The organism is Mucilaginibacter sp. A3364 (assembly GCF_059690715.1).
Genome location: NZ_JCAWED010000001.1, coordinates 1,996,614 through 2,013,472 on the forward strand (window position 1 = coordinate 1,996,614; position 16,859 = coordinate 2,013,472).

General features: G+C 45.4%; 15 protein-coding genes. 4 read left to right on the plus strand and 11 right to left on the minus strand.

The features are described from left to right. Positions 1-49: 49 nt before the first annotated feature. Positions 50-928, plus strand: a complete 879-nt coding sequence (locus tag AC59JT_RS08955) for a diiron oxygenase (RefSeq protein ID WP_497397920.1) — start codon at positions 50-52, stop codon at positions 926-928. A gap of 109 nt (positions 929-1,037) precedes the next feature. On the opposite strand, the gene bioB is transcribed toward AC59JT_RS08955, so the two are convergent. From bioB to ribD, 5 genes are read right to left on the minus strand one after another with little or no spacing between them, the layout of a single operon-like run. Then, positions 1,038-2,051 (minus strand): biotin synthase BioB, encoded by a 1,014-nt coding sequence (gene bioB / locus AC59JT_RS08960; protein WP_497397922.1) that lies wholly within the window; start codon positions 2,049-2,051, stop codon positions 1,038-1,040. 48 nt (positions 2,052-2,099) lie between these two features. Continuing rightward, complete coding sequence (gene mgtE, locus AC59JT_RS08965; RefSeq protein WP_497397924.1) at positions 2,100-3,455, minus strand: magnesium transporter; 1,356 nt, start codon at positions 3,453-3,455, stop codon at positions 2,100-2,102. Between the two features lie 57 nt (positions 3,456-3,512). Then, complete coding sequence (locus AC59JT_RS08970) at positions 3,513-4,127, minus strand: IMPACT family protein (RefSeq protein ID WP_497397926.1); 615 nt, start codon at positions 4,125-4,127, stop codon at positions 3,513-3,515. Between the two features lie 4 nt (positions 4,128-4,131). Continuing rightward, complete coding sequence (locus AC59JT_RS08975; protein ID WP_497397927.1) at positions 4,132-4,992, minus strand: DMT family transporter; 861 nt, start codon at positions 4,990-4,992, stop codon at positions 4,132-4,134. Next, positions 4,992-6,041 (minus strand): bifunctional diaminohydroxyphosphoribosylaminopyrimidine deaminase/5-amino-6-(5-phosphoribosylamino)uracil reductase RibD, encoded by a 1,050-nt coding sequence (gene ribD / locus AC59JT_RS08980; protein WP_497397929.1) that lies wholly within the window; start codon positions 6,039-6,041, stop codon positions 4,992-4,994. The genes AC59JT_RS08975 and ribD overlap by 1 nt, the downstream gene beginning before the upstream one ends. A gap of 41 nt (positions 6,042-6,082) precedes the next feature. On the opposite strand from ribD, the gene prmC reads away from it, so the two are divergent. From prmC to AC59JT_RS08995, 3 genes are all read left to right on the plus strand, one after another. Further along, complete coding sequence (gene prmC, locus AC59JT_RS08985) at positions 6,083-7,018, plus strand: peptide chain release factor N(5)-glutamine methyltransferase (RefSeq protein ID WP_497397931.1); 936 nt, start codon at positions 6,083-6,085, stop codon at positions 7,016-7,018. A gap of 397 nt (positions 7,019-7,415) precedes the next feature. Continuing rightward, positions 7,416-7,856: a VOC family protein gene (locus tag AC59JT_RS08990; RefSeq protein WP_497397933.1), complete on the plus strand. Its 441-nt coding sequence runs from the start codon at positions 7,416-7,418 to the stop codon at positions 7,854-7,856. 4 nt (positions 7,857-7,860) lie between these two features. Further along, positions 7,861-8,412, plus strand: a complete 552-nt coding sequence (locus AC59JT_RS08995; RefSeq protein WP_497397935.1) for a dihydrofolate reductase family protein — start codon at positions 7,861-7,863, stop codon at positions 8,410-8,412. 256 nt (positions 8,413-8,668) lie between these two features. On the opposite strand, the gene AC59JT_RS09000 is transcribed toward AC59JT_RS08995, so the two are convergent. The 6 genes from AC59JT_RS09000 to AC59JT_RS09025 all read right to left on the minus strand — a co-directional run bounded on the left by AC59JT_RS09000 (position 8,669) and on the right by AC59JT_RS09025 (position 16,782). Next, positions 8,669-9,781 (minus strand): aldose epimerase family protein, encoded by a 1,113-nt coding sequence (locus AC59JT_RS09000; RefSeq protein WP_497397936.1) that lies wholly within the window; start codon positions 9,779-9,781, stop codon positions 8,669-8,671. A 27-nt stretch (positions 9,782-9,808) separates the two neighbouring features. Next, a complete protein-coding gene (locus AC59JT_RS09005) occupies positions 9,809-10,759 on the minus strand; it encodes a DUF6282 family protein (RefSeq protein WP_497397938.1) in 951 nt (316 codons plus the stop codon). Positions 10,760-10,764: 5 nt separating this feature from the next. Then, positions 10,765-13,029 carry a GH92 family glycosyl hydrolase gene (locus AC59JT_RS09010; RefSeq protein ID WP_497397940.1) on the minus strand — a complete coding sequence of 755 codons (2,265 nt, stop codon included), beginning with the start codon at positions 13,027-13,029 and terminating at the stop codon, positions 10,765-10,767. Positions 13,030-13,192: 163 nt separating this feature from the next. Further along, on the minus strand, positions 13,193-13,975 hold the full coding sequence (locus tag AC59JT_RS09015) for a 3-keto-disaccharide hydrolase (RefSeq protein WP_497397942.1): 783 nt from the start codon (positions 13,973-13,975) through the stop codon (positions 13,193-13,195). A gap of 71 nt (positions 13,976-14,046) precedes the next feature. Continuing rightward, positions 14,047-15,195, minus strand: a complete 1,149-nt coding sequence (locus AC59JT_RS09020; RefSeq protein WP_497397944.1) for a hypothetical protein — start codon at positions 15,193-15,195, stop codon at positions 14,047-14,049. A gap of 24 nt (positions 15,196-15,219) precedes the next feature. Next, positions 15,220-16,782, minus strand: coding sequence for a hypothetical protein (locus tag AC59JT_RS09025; RefSeq protein WP_497397946.1), 1,563 nt, complete (start codon positions 16,780-16,782; stop codon positions 15,220-15,222). Positions 16,783-16,859: the final 77 nt, after the last annotated feature.

Here is a 16,859-nt window from a genome sequence, read left to right on the forward strand (position 1 = left end):
CTAAGTTTTTAAGAGCAACGCCCGGTAGCTGTAATGCGTATATTTATATATGGATGTTAAAGAAGTTGAAAGACTGATAAAAATAAGCAGGGAACACCCGCTCATGCCGGATACCTATATTCCCTGGCAGCTTGAACCGGAAGTAGAGGAGATATTTTTGCCCGAGGTTTTGCACTCTTTACAAGGCCTTCCCATTTACGATACCCTCACGCCTACCCAAAAGCTGGAATTGGGCCGGCACGAACTGGTGCAAGTTATAGCATCCTACGCCTGGGGCGAATGTTTGTTTTGCGTTTTCATGACGCGGCATTTGATTACCCTGCGAGCAAGCGACGTAGAACATCAATTTTTGATTCGCGAACTAATAGAAGAACTTCGTCACCAGGAGATGTTTGCCAAAGCTATCGCGAAGCTGAATGGCAAGCCCATTAAGCAAAGTGGATTACATAAATTCTTTGGCGAGTTCAGCAATAAATATCTGCCCGCTGATTACCTGTTTATGGGTAGCGTTGCTGTAGAGCTGGTTACCGATGTATATGGCAACTATGCCCGTAAAGCGCCTGACATTTATCCCGTGCTCAAAAAAATGTTCGATCTGCATAATATTGAAGAAGCACGGCATATCCTGTTTACAAAAAGCCTTCTTAAAACATATTCCTCAAAAGCCGGGTACATAAAACGCACTTTATATAGTTATGTAATTCTATTCAACATACTGTTTGTGCGTACGATGTACGTAAAGCGGGAAATCTACGGTCGCATCGGCCTTGCTAACCCTGACGAAGTATACAAAGCAGCCCGCAAAAACTTTAAACAAAAGTTCGCCGACAAATGCCTACACGATATTATGGATTTTGTTGACAGCTGGAAGGGCTTTAATATGCTAACGCGATTCGCGTGGAGGTGGGTGTTGGGGGCAAAGATTTAGCAAAATGGAAAGGGTGTCATGCTGAGCTCTGTCGAAGCATGTGCGAAGGCCTTGCCCTCATACTTCGACAGAGCTCAGTATGACACCCGTCTCTTTATTCTTGATAAATTTATATTACCTCATTAATACTCATCTCTTTAATAGCAGCATGCTCGGGCCGGCCGTTTTTAAAGGCTTTGCGTGGGCTTAAACCTAACAGTTCAAACATCGCCATATCTTCATCAAAAGTTGGGTTTGGCGTGGTTAACAATTTCTCGCCGGCGAATATCGAGTTGGCTCCTGCCATGAAGCAGAATGCTTGTTCTACCGTGCTCATTTCGGTACGGCCTGCAGATAGTCGCACCACCGTTTTAGGCATAATGATACGCGTAGTAGCTATCATACGCACCATGTCCCAAATAGATACACGAGGCTGATCGGCCAGCGGCGTACCTTGCACCGGTACCAAAGCATTAATTGGTACTGATTCAGGATGCGAAGGTAGATTTGACAAAGTTTTCAGCATCGATATACGATCTTCGTTCGTTTCGCCTAAACCGATGATACCACCGCTGCATACAGATATTTTAGCTTTACGTACATGCGCTAGAGTCTGTAAACGGTCGTCATAGCTGCGTGTGGTGATGATACGTTTGTAATCATCTTCAGAGGTATCCAGGTTGTGGTTGTAGGCGTATAAACCAGCATCTGCTAGGCGTTGTGCCTGGCTTTCAGTAAGCATACCCAAGGTACAGCAAACTTCCATATCTAAAGCATTTACTGCGGTAACCATATCTAATACCTTATCGAAATCGCGGTTATCACGTACTTCGCGCCACGCGGCACCCATACAAAGCCTTGATGCGCCACCGGCTTTAGCACGTTGGGCAACAGCAATTACTTCTTCTTTAGGCATTATGGCATGTACATCAACGCCGGTGTTGTAACGGGCCGCCTGCGGGCAATACGCACAATCCTCAGGGCAACCGCCTGTTTTTATTGATATCAGCGAGCTGATCTGTACCTCGGCGTAATCCTTATTTTCACGGTGGATAGATGCCGCGCGATAGATCAGATCTAGCAGTGGCGTGTTATATATTTCGGTGATCTCTTCTTTTGTCCAGTTGTTTCTAACTTCAGTCATAGCGTGCTGTTTGAAGGTTCAAATTTAAAATAAAACCTTGTTACAAGGTTAATGATGCAACAAAAACTTACTTGCTAACCATAAAGGCAGCAAAAAGCCTATACAATCTGTAAAGGTAGTTATTATGATAGACGACCCGACTGCCGGGTCAATTCCTAAACGTTTTAGTATTAGGGGAACAGATGCACCGGTTAATCCGGCTACGATCAGGTTACCTGTCATCGCCAAAAATAACACCAAACCCAATAAAGGGTTAGAGTCATACCATAAAGCAAAGATCAACACGATCAGGCCATTAGCCGCGCCGTTGATCATCCCCACCAAAAACTCTTTTAATATGGTACGGTATGCCTGGTTATCGGTCAAATCGCTTAGTGAGATACGCCTAACGGTTACCGCAAGTGCTTGAGTAGCCGCGTTACCGCCCATACCGCCAATTATTGTTAAATAAGCTACTATAACAGGTAGCTCCTTTTCAATACCACTATAATGGCGTATAACCGAAGCTGCTAAAAACGCCGTACCCAAGTTTACTATCAGCCAGGGTAAACGGCTTTTCACCGCGTCTTGCCAGTTACCGCTTAGCTCCTCGTCTTCTGATACACCGGAAATCTTCAAGATATCCTCGGTGTTCTCCTCCTCCATTACGTCAATGATGTCATCAACCGTAATGCGGCCCAACAGCTTCATGTTATCATCAACCACTGGCATAGTGGTTAGGTTGTATTGCGATATCAGCTTCGCTACCTCTTCCTGGTCAACATCGGCCTTTACAAAAACCGGGTCGGGTTTCATCAGGCTGCGCACTTTGATGTTAGCGTGGGCCTTGATGATATCTTTTATGGATACAACACCCTGCAAAGTGTTGGCATCATCAACCACATAAATGGTGTAGAACTCCTCCATCTCTTCCGACTGGCGGATGATCTCGTCCAATGCCCCTTTTTTATCCGAATTGATATTAACACAAATAAGCGCCGGGTTCATCAAACCGCCGGCAGTGTTTTCATCATAACTTAACAGGGCCCTGATGCTGGTAGCATCCTCCTGGTCAATATCCTTTAATATCTCGTGCTGCTCGTCTTCATCAAGCTGCGAAAGGATGTCGGTCGCGTCATCATAATCCAGCTCCTCTACGATCTCCGAACGTTTCTCAGGATCAAGGTTGATTAATAACTCACCGGGACGGGTTTCCTCGTCCATTTCGGCAATAACGTCTGAAGCTATTACTGTTGGGAGGATGTTGATGATACGCTCTTTATCATCCTGCGAAAGTTTTTCGAATAAGATAGCGATCTCTGAAGCATGGTACTCCTTCAGAACTACCTCTAATTCAGCATCATCACCATCAAGGGCTGTTTTAATGCGGAGGAGGTCGGTTTTATCGATATCAAAAGATTGCATATGCGACTAAAATACGCATTTATACGCATAACAAACCATGAAATTTGGATTTATGAACTAAGCGCTGTAGTCGTATTTGGCGCTGAGGCCGGTCAGTTTATCGGCCTTCATCAACACCTCGTTAACCTGCATTTTACGGATGGAAACTTGTATACGGCAATCATTATCAAATTGCTGATCGAGGACTATCAAATTAGCTTCCTTGATCAGTCGCATTACATCGTTCATTAGCAGGTAGTCAAAGCTGAAGGTATAAACATCGTTAACAGTCTTTTCAATTATTGTAGCCTGCGCTAACGCTTCTTCGGTAGCCTGCTTGTAAGCATTGATGAGCCCGGGTACACCCAGCAAGGTGCCGCCAAAATAGCGTACCACAACCACTAATATATTTGTGAGGTCTTTGGACAGTAAGGTATTTAATATCGGCCTGCCGGCGGTTCCCGAAGGTTCGCCATCATCATTTAGCTTGAAAACCGCGCGGTCAATACCCAGGCGCATGGCCCAGCAATGGTGGTTAGCTTTAGGATGTTGGGCTTTGAGCGAATTAACTATATCCTTAATATCTTTATCAGAAACAATAGGATAAGCAAAGGCCAGAAACTTGCTGCCGCGATCGCGAAAGATGCCTTCAACCGGCTGAGCGATGGTACGGTAAGTATCGTTAAACAGCATCTGGTTAGTAGGTAGAATAAGTTATGATGATAATAGATACCAGGGCCAAACACAAGCCAACCTTATTAAGCGTTGTCAGCTTCTCTCTGAAAATGAACAAACCTACCAACGCGCCAATGATGATCACCCCAAGATTCATGGCCGAAAACACAGTTGACGGCTGCGACGAGAGCGCCTGGTGAGCTTTCAGGTAAAACAGGATATTACCAAAGTTTACGATACCCAACACCCAGCCTATCAAAATATGAGGCAGCGAGAACCTGGTCATCTTACGTGCCAGCTTAACAACAAAACCAACTATAGAAAAAAGGAACGACAACACGTATACTATAAACAATGATGTGGTATACGGAACGGCTTTAAAAGCAGCTATCTGCTTAAACAAAACATCAATAACGCCGAAGCCCAAAAACACTACTAACAGGAAAATCCATGAATTTGACTTACCGCGCCTTGCCCCTTCTTTGTGCCAGGGGATTGAACACACAATAGCCGCGAAGCCAACAACAATCCCAACACCTTTTAGAAAGCTTATAGCTTCGCCAAATATAAAAACGGCAGCCAGTATTGGGATGAACAGCGATAGCCGCTGCGCAACATCTGTACGTACGATACCGGTTGACTTTACCGACGCCGCCAGCATTACAAATATAGCAGGTAACAAAATACCTAAGGATACATAATTATAGATGGGTGCATTCTGCAGGCCGCCAAGTTGTGGTTTGAAGAATAACCAGGTGAGCACAATAGCCATGGAATAGTTCCACATGATGGCTTGCATCATATCAACCTGGTAGCGTTTGGATAGCTTTAGTAATATAGAAACCAGTACACTGCAACAAATACTCAATAAAACGTAAAGCATCAGCCGTTATTTAAAATGATCTGTAGTCGGTCGGGGCCTGAGGCTAGCTCCTGTGCAATAATACCGTTTATTTGTGGTGATGCGATGCCCGACAGCAAATTTTCAGGACCGGTAAACACGCGTGCCTCATCCCAAAGGTCGGCTTCTATAAAGCCATTCAACGTTGCAGCACCGCCTTCTATGATCAGCGACTGCACATCCTGCAGGTACAACTGAAACAAAATATACTGCGGCACAAAGCGCTCGAAGTCCTCTAAAGCAATGTACTTGTTCTTACCATCCACGTCCATTTTAACTTCGTTGAAGATAATGGTTTCTACCGATTGATCGAACACATGTAAGCCTGGATCAAGTTCAAGGCGACGATCGATCACCACGCGCTTAGGTGACCTGCCTTCTACTAAACGTACATTCAATTGCGGGTTATCAATGGCAACGGTGTTCTTACCTACCAGTATCGCATCCTCTTCGGCGCGCCATTGGTGCACCAGCTTGCGCGATTCGGGGCCGGTTATCCAGTGCTGGGTATTATCATGCGGTGCGAAGACGCCATCGGCGGTTTGGGCCCATTTGAGTATGATATAAGGCCTTTGCTTTTGTACACGGGTAAAGAAACGGCGGTTCAACCATCGGCACTCTTCCTCCAATACTCCAACTACCACCTCTATATCGACAGCCTGCAACTTCTCTATTCCCTTACCATCCACTTGCGCAAACGGATCGCGGCAGCCGACGACTACTTTTGGAATACGGTGTTTAATGATAAGATCGGCACATGGAGGCGTTTTGCCATAATGGGCACAGGGTTCGAGCGATACGTAAATGGTAGCTTGCTTCAACAGTTCCTCACCGTTAGCATGATCAGCCAATACCTGGTTTATGGCATTCACCTCGGCATGCGGGCCGCCATATTGTTGATGGTAGCCCTCGCCTATCACCTTGTCATCAAGCACAACAACGGCACCGACCATCGGGTTCGGGCTAACGGCACCTATGCCTAAAGCGGCAAGATCAATACAGCGTTGCATGTAAAACTGGTGATTGGGCATCCGGCAAAGATAGTGATTAGGTGCTAAGGATGGCCCTGCAAATGCTTAACTTTGACGCCATGGAGACCATTGGCGACGTATTTAAGGCTTACCGGCAAAAACTCAGCGACTTATACCCAACACAGGAAACTGATGCCCTTGCCTCAACGGTTTTAACTGAGATCACAGGCGCTTCAAAAGCCATCATCAAGGCTTTCCCCGAACGCGAGTTAAGCCTAACGCAACAGGAAGTGGCTAACCTGATACTTACCCAACTGCAAACTGGCAAACCTTTACAGTACATCATAGGCCATACCGACTTTTACGGGCTTCGCTTCATGGTTAACCCGGCTACACTGATTCCGCGACCGGAAACGGAAGAGTTGGTAGAATGGGTGCTATCGTCAGTTAGCAGTTGGCAGTTGTCAGTTGGCAGTCTTAATATTTTAGATATTGGGACAGGCTCGGGCTGCATCGCGATAAGCTTGAAGAAGAACCTGGCTGGCGCGACTGTCTCTGCAATGGACATATCACCCGAAGCATTAGCCACTGCTAAACAGAACGCCGAATTAAACGAAGTCGAAGTAACCTTTATTGAACAAGACATACTAAATCCGAAATCGAACATCCGAAACGGCGGAGCCCTCTTGAGCACCTTAGTAGAGCAAACAACTGCGAAAAATTCGAAATTCGAAATCATCATCTCCAACCCTCCATACGTAACCCTGGAGGACAAGAAGCGGATGCACACCAACGTAACCGACTTTGAGCCGCATACAGCCTTGTTTGTACCTGAGGACGATCCGCTGATCTTCTACCGGGCTATTGCCGATTTTGCTTTGGAGCGACTGGCGGATAATGGACTGTTGTTTTTTGAGATCAATGAATCGCTGGGTACCGAAACCGTAGAACTACTGCGATCAAAAGGATTTTCAGACATTGAACTGCGCCTGGATATGAGCGGCCGCGACCGGATGATCAAGGCCGTAAAGACATAGGGTGCGCCACTTTTAAAGTGGCGCACTTGGCGCACCTAATTTTCACAAGTTATTAATAATCAATAATTTACACGAAAAAGCGGCGCAAAGCGGCGCACTTTATAAAAAATACATAAATATTTAAATATCAATATTTTATATGGATTATATAAACTTAAATTATTAAAGCGGCACCAAAGTGGCGCACCTTTTTTACGGTTTTTCATCCTGAGCATAGCGAAGGATCTATACATTAAACAGGTAACACAAGCTTTTGTAGCTTGCAGAAGATCCTTCGCTATGCTCAGGATGACAACATCGTTGATTGCCTACCAATCGTTTGAAATGGCTAAAACATGCCCTTTATTTGGCCCAAATAACCCTCACTTCTTCAAATCATAACCCTTAGCTTTGGTTTATGAATCATCTGCTTAACATGAACAACGTCGGTATTGTCGTAGCATCGCTTGACAAAGCCGTCGCTTTTTTTTTAGAATTAGGATTAACCCTCGAGGGACGCGGCAACGTGGCTGGCGAATGGGCCGGGCGTGTTACCGGTTTCCCCAACCAAAACGTTGATGTTGCCATGATGGTAACACCCGATGGGCACAGCCGCCTGGAATTATCGCAATTCATCCAGCCCGAAGTGGTTTCTGATCATCGCGACGCGCCGGTCAATTCGTTGGGCTATTTGCGGGTGATGTTCCAGGTTAAGGACATTGACGGGCTGGTGACCAAATTAGCAAAACATGGTGCCGAACTGGTTGGCGAGATCGTAAACTATGAAAACGTGTACAAGCTTTGCTATATCCGGGGTGTAGAAGGTATCCTAATAGGCCTGGCGGAGCCATTAAATTAAACCTATGCGTACCATAAGCTTTGCCCTAAACATCAGCCTGGATGGTTACTGCGACCATACCCTCGGCAACCCGAGCGAAGAACTGATGGATTATTTCACCGGCCTGATGGACGATGTAGACCTGATATTTTACGGCCGGATCATGTACGAAATGATGTTCCCTTACTGGGCCGATGTTGCCCGGGATCATTCAGGCACACCGGCAGAGAACCGCTTTGCCGACAGGTTATGCGAGATAGACAATGTGGTAATATCAAAAACGCTGACTTCAACCGGAAACGGCAAAACCCGCATCATTCACGATGATCCCATCACCGAACTTCTCCGGCTGCAACAGCAGCCAGGTAGAAAGATATCTGTAGATACGGTCAGCCTCCTGCCCCAGCTTATCGCCGCCAATATCATCGACGAATTTCATCTTGTGATACACCCGGTAATTGCCGGTAAAGGGCGTCACCTGCTACCAAACGGCAGTTTAAATGAAACACTTTCTTTAAAACTGGTGGGCACTAAGACTTTTGATAATGGCTGCATAGCATTGCATTACACCCGTTAAAGCGGGTTTATTTGGCTAACGCCAGTCCTTTCTCTTTGTAAACCGTTGGCTAAAGCCAACGGCAATTATTGAATGCGTGATGAAAATCACCAGCTATATTATCCGCTGTGTTATTAATTGCTGTCGGCTTTAGCCGACGGATTGAGTAATATTCAAAAAGGCTTTAGCCAAAACTATCCTGTTGTTAGGCTAAAGTCCCCTATCTTGCTTTAATTGCCTATCTGTTACTCATCATTAATCACTCAAGATCGTTGCATCACTTCTTCACCGAAAACTTGTAAACCGTTTGAGAACTGAAGGTTTGCCCCGGCTTTAAAATCACATTGGGGAATGATGGCTGATTTGGCGAATCCGGATAATGTTGAGTTTCCAGGCAGAAAGCACCGTATTGTACAGATGGTTTTCCGCCTTTACCAATAAAGCGCGGGCTTAAGTGATTGGCGGAGTATAACACTACGCCCGGCTCGGTGGTATAAGTTTCCATGTAACGGCCGCTTTGCGCATCATAGGCGGTTGCAGCCAGCGCCAATTTACCGGTTTTGTTGCGCAGCGAATAGGTTACATCATAGCCATTACCTTCGCGCAACTGGGTATTTTGTTCTCGTATCCTGCTGCCCATTTTTTGTGGCGAGGTGAAATCAAACGGTGTTCCTTTTACATCTAATAGTTTACCTGTCGGGAACGGGCCTTTAGTGGCTTCCAGGTATTGATCAGCCAAAATCGATAACTCTGTACCCTCGGCGCTTGCATCTTTGCCTCCCGAAAGGTTAAAATACGTATGATTGGTTAACACCACCGGCGTTGCTTTATCAGTAGTAGCGCTGTAGGTAAGCATCAGTTCGTTGTTGTTGGTCAGCGTATAGATCAGCATTACTTTTAAATTGCCCGGGTAGCCGTTCTCACCATCTTTGCTTAGGTAGGTCAATTTCAATGCCGCTTCCCTGCTGCTTAGCAATTCCTCAGCATCCCAAATTTGCTTATCAAAGCCCTGCGGACCGCCATGTATATTTGAGGCCAGTTTGTATTCGGTACCGTCAATACTAAACTTAGCGCCTGCAATGCGGTTAGCCACGCGGCCAACAGTGGCACCCATTAAAGCATTCATACGGCCGGTATAGCCTTTTAACGAATCAAAACCTAATACCACACCCGCAAACTTTTTATCGCGATCGACCGTGATAATATCGCTGATGGTGGCACCATAGTTCAGTACCTTAACCTGCATACCATTGCTATTTTTCAGCGTATACTCATACACTTGTTTACCATTTAATTCACCGAAAGGCACTTTTGAAATGGATGGTTTATCGGCAGCAAAAACGCTGATCGCCAAAAGCAGAAAACAGGTTATTGATATGAGTTTTTTCATGGTTTAATATTTTGTTTGTGTTTAGTATCAATAAGATAAGCCCAGCAATTTAGCCGGATTTTTACGGGCCATTATAGCTATTTCAGCATCGTGTATACCATTAGCTTTCAATATCTCAATAAAGTTACTTAAACCTTCGGGATGCAGCGGGTTATTTTGCTGACCGAGGTCCGAATCTATTAAAAAATGTTCGGCACCAATAAGCCTTATCATTTGCACATATTTGATAATGGTAAATGGTGCCGGTTCCAGGCCTGCAGGCTGATAGCAAAGTTCGATGATGCCCCCCATTGATGCCATTAGCTTTAATTGTTCGGCATCGGCACCCAAAGCAATAGCGTGTGTGGCAACAATATTTTTTACGCCTGCCATCTGCGCGGCACCAATAATTAAAATAGATTCGCGGGGCGATGAGTGGCCAGTTTCCAGCACCAGGTCGTTTTGGGCGATGATGTCTAAAACTTCTTTCAGTTCGGGCACTATTTTACCGTTCTTCACCACCGGGATAAACTTTCTTGGGCCTCTCACGTTGGCAAAGTTATTCTCGGCATCGGTAGTCGGCAACCAAACCACCTTACCACGATGACCCGTAACCTGGGCCATCCTGCGTACTGCTTCGGGATTTATACCGCCTACTGCCCTGTTCAGTACAATACCGCCGAAAACTTCCAGCCCCTTTACCTCTCCCATTACCAACTCTGCCCTGTCTGCCGTGCTCATATAATGGTTTTTAAGCACCAGGCCACGCATGCCGGCTTGTTTGGCCAATCGCGCCAACTGCAAATCATTAATAGCACGAGGGATTACGTCAGGCGCTGTATGGCAGTGAAAGTCTATAACACCTGTAAGTTCACCGGTATCTAAAACAAAAGGTAACAAGCTTATTTTCGTCACGTTTGTTGCTTTGTATCGCGCACCTGTCAAGGATAGCATCAGCAAACAGCCGGTTAAAAATAAGCCAGTTACCTTAAGCTTCATTTATTCTATTTTTTGGTTAACGAGAATGGTTTATCATCAGCACCTAAACCACGTTGCTCGTTAGGGTTTGCGCCCATTTCCAGTTTCAATACACCGCCGTTTAACAGATCGGCATGGGTGATGAAGTTTTTGCTATAGGCATTGCCGTTAAGCGACGCGTTTTGTATGTATACGTGATCCTTATCATTTGCCGGAGCGTCTATCACGAACTTTTTACCGTTTTCCAGGTTCAAGGTTATCTTTTTAAACATCGGGCTGCCGAATACATATTCGCCGGTGCCCGGTGTAACGCTGTAAAAACCTAAAGCGCTTAGCACATACCATGATGATGTCTGGCCCTGATCTTCGTCGCCCGGGTAACCGTTCTCGGTAGCATTATATAGCTTGCTCATTACATCACGCGCGTGGAATTGTGCTTTCCATGGCTCGTTAGCATAGTTGTATAGGTAAACCATGTGCTGTATAGGCTGATTGCCGTGGGCGTACTGGCCCATGTTGGCCATCACCATTTCGGTCATCTCGTGGATCATGCCGCGGTAGGTACCCACTTTAACTTTGTTAGGTTCGCTGAAAACAGAATCCAGTTTAGCGGTGAAGTTTTTATTGCCGCCTATCAGGTCTATCAAGCCTTGTGTATCCTGGAAAACAGACCAGGTATAATGCCATGAATTACCTTCGGTGAACGGGCCGCCCCACTCTATCGGGTCAAAATTTGGCGTCCATTTGCCGTCAATATCTTTACCTCGCATAAAGCGGGTTGATGGATCATATACGTTGCGATAGTTATACATCTGGCGGGCAAATACATCCATGTAAAATTTATTACCTGTCATTTTAGCCAATTGGTATGCACACCAATCATCATATGCATATTCCAACGTTTTAGCGGTTGATTCACGGTATTTTGGGTATGGCACATAACCCAGGTTATAATATTCTTTAAAACCATCCCTGCCGTTAGCCGGTCCCCACGGACCTTTATTGGTAGCTTCGTGGTAATAAGCATCCAAAGCCTCTTTAGGATCAAACGTACGTAAACCTTTTGCCCAGGCATCCGCCAGTAAAGAAATAGCGTGATTACCTATCATACTGCCGCCCTCGCTCGGGAACGACCATGAAGGCAACCAGCCGCACTGCTTGTAGGCATCGATCAAAGCGCTTACATAACGGCCATGCATCTCAGGCGCTATTAATGAATTTAATGGAAATTGCGCACGGAAAGTATCCCAGAAACCGGTATCGGTATACATGTAACCCTGGTGCACAGTACCATCATACGGACTGAAATAATAAGGTTTACCATCGGCACCTATCTCATAAAACTTGCGTGAAAACAAGCTGGCGCGGAAGAAACAGGAATAGAAAGTCTCCATATCCTCTTTGCTGCCACCCTCAACCACAACTTTACCTAATGATTTATTCCAAACCGCGGCGGCTTTAGCTTTTGTTGCTTCAAGGTTTTTATCGGCACCTAACTCGTTTTTAAGGTTCAATTCGGCTTGTTCCTGGCTGATGTAGGATGAGGCGGTTTTAACCTGCACTTTAGCGCCGGCAGCAAATTCTACATAAGCACCTTTGCCCAAACCTTCGGCGGCGATTGAATCGGCGTGTACGGTATTGGTTTTGTTCTCCCAGGTACCGTAGCCTTTAATGGCTTTATCAAACTGTACAACAAAATAGCTTTTCCAGCCGCGTTTAAAACCTTCGCCGTTGTTTACAAAGCCGGTGATGCGGCCTTCTTTAGGGTAAATTTTAACACCGCTTAAACGGGTGTAACCATCCAGCACCAAAAAGCTTTTCTTCCCCGATGGGTAGCTGAAGCGTAAGTGGGCGCCGCGCTCAGACGGCGATATCTCTGTAGTTATTTTATTCTCAAAAGTTACCTTATAATAATTCGGCTTCGCTATTTCATCAGCGTGGCTGAATTTGGCTTCGCGTTTGTTTTCGTCAACAACCAATTCGGTCATTGGCATAAGCGAGAACACAGCGTAATCGCGCGTCCATGAGCTGCATTGGTGGGCTTGCTGAAAGCCGCGGATCTTATCTAAAAAATACTGGTATTTCCAGCCGTCGCCGTTTTTTCCTGTTTGCGGTGTCCAGGTGTGCATACCGAAGGGTAGCGCCGTGGTTGGGTAAGTGTTGCCGCGGGTTAACTGGTGTTTTGAGTTGGTACCCTGCAGGGTGTTAACGTAGTGTACCAGGTCGCCGGTTTGTGCGAAAGCGGTGTTAGCCAGCAGTAGCGACGTAAGAATTAAAGGTTTGATTTTCATTGTGAATAAATTGGCCTATGCTTTGGTTTGGTGCATGTTTTTATCTGTTTCAATAATAAGCATAATGCCTATACATTTACTTATTGTAATAATTTACTTACTAAAGGGCAAAAAAATAACCGGGCTGATGGGCCCGGTTATCATTGTGCGTTAATGTTTAAACTTAGTTAGGCCTGATCCAGATATTACGGTAGCTTACCGGCTGGCTTTTATCACCATGGGATTGCAACCTTAATGACGCTTCACCATGTTTAGTGTAAACGTGTTTCACAGTGGTTGATGTGCCGCCTTGTATAGTATAATTGCTTTGCACCAATACACCGTTAAAGAAAACGGTTACACGGGCAGGTTCTTTTACCGTGCCATCCTTGTTAAACTCTGGCGCAGTGTAAGCTACATCATAAACGTTCCACTCGCCTGCTTTGCGGGCCGGGTTAGCCAAAGGTATAGCTTCGCGATAGATGCTGCCGGCCATGCCGTTAACATAGGTTTTGTTTTCGTTATTATAAGTATCCAACACCTGCAGCTCGTACTTACCGCCAAGGAATATACCGCTGTTACCTTTTGATTGTCCGGTTAGGGTAATGCCTTCAGGTATTTTCCATTCGATGTGTAACTGGAAACTGCCGAATTTGCGTTTGGTTTCAATATCGCCTACGGCTTTGTTAACAGTGAAAATGCCGTCGGCTACAGTCCATTGCGCTGCGCTGTTGCCACGGCCTACCCATTCATCAAGGTTTTTGCCATCAAACAAAACAATAGCGTCTGAAGGTGCATTACCTAGTGCCGGAGCCGGGGTAACTACCGGTGGTGCCGGTTCAAATATCTCGGCATTGGTTGGGTTAGCCGAAGGTATGTTGGCCTTCTTAATAGCATCGGGTATTGTTTGTGCTAACGCGATGCTTGTTGCGCCTAAAAGGGCTACAGTTAAAAACTGTTTTTTCATATTTATTCTTTTTGGGTTATAGAGGTTACTGACGCGCAAGGTAAATATTAGCGTATTTATTTGCCAAACTGTTACAGGCTTGTTACTTCGCCGTTTTTTACCATGAGCTTGGCGGAGAAAATCATACTCCTATCCAACCTGGCAGCAATTGTTTCTTTAATCACAGCCGCGTTGCGGGATACTTTTTTATCGAAGACCTTTTTACCGTTTATGGTAACCGATATTTTTTTGTCGAGGTTAAGCAAGTTATCATTTAAATAGATGTACAATGTTTCGTCCTGGTTTTCGATGATGTTGATGTTATTACCATCAACCGCTACACGCACTTTTAAACCTTGCTTGGCGGTTTCTATCGGCGTACCTAACCAGTAAAACTGTTTGCGCAGGATGTCATCCTGTATCCAGATCACGTCCTTAGGCAAAGCGTTACGGGTGTATGAAGCCATCCATGGTACAGCAATAGTGTCTTTACGTCCCATCCAGTGCGGCATATCCGGGTAAACATGCGCGTCGTGAATAAAGCTGCCTTTATACTCGTTAGCCAGGCTATCCAAACGTTTGCCAAACTGCGCTACCAAGTCGTTACGTTTATAGGCCGCGTCTTTTCCGCCCACAAAAACAGCGTAAGGCAGGTTCTTTAAATTCAATATCTGCGCATCGCCCGGGTGACCGGCCATCATGGAAGCAGCCGCCCAGTAATCTGCCAAACGCGGGCCTAACTGAAACACACCATCGCCCCCGGCAGAGTAGCCCATTACGTATATCTTATCTGGATTTACGTCTTCCATTACAATAGCGCCTTTTACTACCTGGTCAAGTAATTCATCCATTGGGTAATCATGCCACATGTTCCAGGCATCTTTAGGGCTGCGAGGCACGAAGTAAACGCCTTCTTTAGGCTGATAGAGTTTCTTTTGGTTCTCCCATTGGCCATCGTTCACCTTTGCGGTTGTGCCGCCACCGCCATGCAGCGAAATATACAAACTGCGACCACCCGCAGGCTTTTCGCCAAATATCTGGGTGGTAAACTTCATGGTGTACTCTTTGTACTTAATTTCCTTAGCCGCCCAATCAATTGCCGACTTTGCTTTTTGCGCTTGTATTTGCGCCTGTAGTTCGGTAGCAGCAATTTCGGCTGCCTTCTTTTTACTCAGGTTGCTTTGTGCCGATGTGGTAAGGCTGTATAGTATAACAGCTATGAGTAACGTAAATCTGGTCATTTGCATTTTAATATCGTGTGTAAACTAGTTTCCGTGATAAAGGTAAAGCGCGCCATAGGTCCAGTTAGGGCCTGCCAGGCCGGGATAGTTAAACCTGTCCATCATTAGCGCTACATATTTAAAAGGATGACCTTCTGGCAGCTGCACCACATTAGGCCATACGCGCGAGCCTGAGGTAGCGTTCCATGGCGGCAAGTCCATTTTAAGCGTACCAGCTTCCTTTAAATCAGGATAAGTGTAAATAAATATCTTATTTTCTGAACTACCTGAGAAACAATACAACTTACCATCAATACGCTGTATAGATGTACCGGTTGAGTTATGCGCCACCGGACCGGCGATTTTTTTATACCCGCTGTTCCAGGTGTTTGATTCCATAATGATGGCTTTGTATCCGCCTTGGTTCTCGCAGGTTAATATGCGCCATTTTTTAGCGGTTGCGTCATACAAAATGTGCGGATCCTCAATATCACCAACAACACCAAACGGTTTGGCGCTCATGACGGAAAAGCCGAAGCGTGGATCGCGTTTACTTTCGATGGCCAGGAGTTGTTTCTTTTCGTTTTTGATATTGGCGTAAGCGCTAAAACCAGTAGTGATGCCACGCCATATTTCGTTTTTACGATCATAATATATATGCGAAGCTACCTCATTACGCAGCAAGCCATCATTACGATCAAACAGGATAATACCTTCCAGCTTCACATCAAACACCGTTGGGTTCATACTAAACACACCTTGCATATGGTGCGGCAATGCCCGCCCGCGGATGGACATAGTATACCATAAACGGCCTTTATCCAGCATGGGTTCGCCATTCTCGTAAGTAATGGCGCGGATATCCGCCAGGCCGTTACCGGTAGTTAAAGCAGCATCTGCCCTGTTAATATCAACCTGTCCATCCTTGATTTTAACAAACAAATTGGATTGGAAGGAATTGATTCTTTCTTTGCTTCGCAGATCTAAATAGTTACTGAAATCACTTTGACCAATAACTTTAGGCAACTCGCCATCCTGAATATACAACACCAGTCCGCTGCCCAGCATTTGTAGCATGAGTTTACCTTTTAAGTTGGCGGGCTGTTGCGCGTTAACCAATATCGAGGTATCAGTTAGTGTAACCGCGTCCTTAACAATTTTAAGCCTGGCGCCTGCCAGCGTATTGTTTTTAAAACCGGCGGTAACAAAAAACTGCTCCTTCTGCCCTGCATCCGAAAATTCGAAGCCCAATTGACCGTCGCCAGATATAGCGCCTAAATCAATAGTATAAGTAGCAAAAGGATTAAACCCACCAAACCAAATAGCTGTTTGCGTTTCGGCGTTTGATTGTATGATGAGCGTGTTGTTTTTTACACCAACTGCCGCTTGTTCTTTATAATAATGCCTGGCGGGATACATCACAGGCATACCCACAACTTTAGACGGATCAAGTTGAGCCAAAGGAATATATTGATCCTGATCAAACACCATGCGTTTAACGCCCTGGCGTACAAAATTAATATCAGCCGGTGCTTGTTGGCTTTGAGCCGATGGCCCGGCAACAACAAATGCTGCTAATAATATAAATGAGCTGAGTATTTTATTCACCGGTTTAATTTTGATTGGTATTAAATTACGTAGGTACGGTACGAATTTAAATAAATAGCCTAATACCCGCTAACAAA

What these genes read in the sequence shown, in the direction of transcription:
- mgtE (WP_497397924.1), bottom strand. Translation starts at nt 3,455, where the DNA reads ATGCAATCTTTTGATATCGATAAAACCGACCTCCTCCGCATTAAAACA.
- AC59JT_RS08995 (WP_497397935.1), top strand. Translation starts at nt 7,861, where the DNA reads ATGCGTACCATAAGCTTTGCCCTAAACATCAGCCTGGATGGTTACTGC.
- prmC (WP_497397931.1), top strand. Translation starts at nt 6,083, where the DNA reads ATGCTTAACTTTGACGCCATGGAGACCATTGGCGACGTATTTAAGGCT.
- AC59JT_RS09005 (WP_497397938.1), bottom strand. Translation starts at nt 10,759, where the DNA reads ATGAAGCTTAAGGTAACTGGCTTATTTTTAACCGGCTGTTTGCTGATG.
- AC59JT_RS08990 (WP_497397933.1), top strand. Translation starts at nt 7,416, where the DNA reads ATGAATCATCTGCTTAACATGAACAACGTCGGTATTGTCGTAGCATCG.
- AC59JT_RS08955 (WP_497397920.1), top strand. Translation starts at nt 50, where the DNA reads ATGGATGTTAAAGAAGTTGAAAGACTGATAAAAATAAGCAGGGAACAC.
- AC59JT_RS09015 (WP_497397942.1), bottom strand. Translation starts at nt 13,975, where the DNA reads ATGAAAAAACAGTTTTTAACTGTAGCCCTTTTAGGCGCAACAAGCATC.
- AC59JT_RS09010 (WP_497397940.1), bottom strand. Translation starts at nt 13,029, where the DNA reads ATGAAAATCAAACCTTTAATTCTTACGTCGCTACTGCTGGCTAACACC.
- AC59JT_RS09020 (WP_497397944.1), bottom strand. Translation starts at nt 15,195, where the DNA reads ATGACCAGATTTACGTTACTCATAGCTGTTATACTATACAGCCTTACC.
- AC59JT_RS08970 (WP_497397926.1), bottom strand. Translation starts at nt 4,127, where the DNA reads ATGCTGTTTAACGATACTTACCGTACCATCGCTCAGCCGGTTGAAGGC.
- ribD (WP_497397929.1), bottom strand. Translation starts at nt 6,041, where the DNA reads ATGCCCAATCACCAGTTTTACATGCAACGCTGTATTGATCTTGCCGCT.
- AC59JT_RS09000 (WP_497397936.1), bottom strand. Translation starts at nt 9,781, where the DNA reads ATGAAAAAACTCATATCAATAACCTGTTTTCTGCTTTTGGCGATCAGC.
- bioB (WP_497397922.1), bottom strand. Translation starts at nt 2,051, where the DNA reads ATGACTGAAGTTAGAAACAACTGGACAAAAGAAGAGATCACCGAAATA.
- AC59JT_RS08975 (WP_497397927.1), bottom strand. Translation starts at nt 4,992, where the DNA reads ATGCTTTACGTTTTATTGAGTATTTGTTGCAGTGTACTGGTTTCTATA.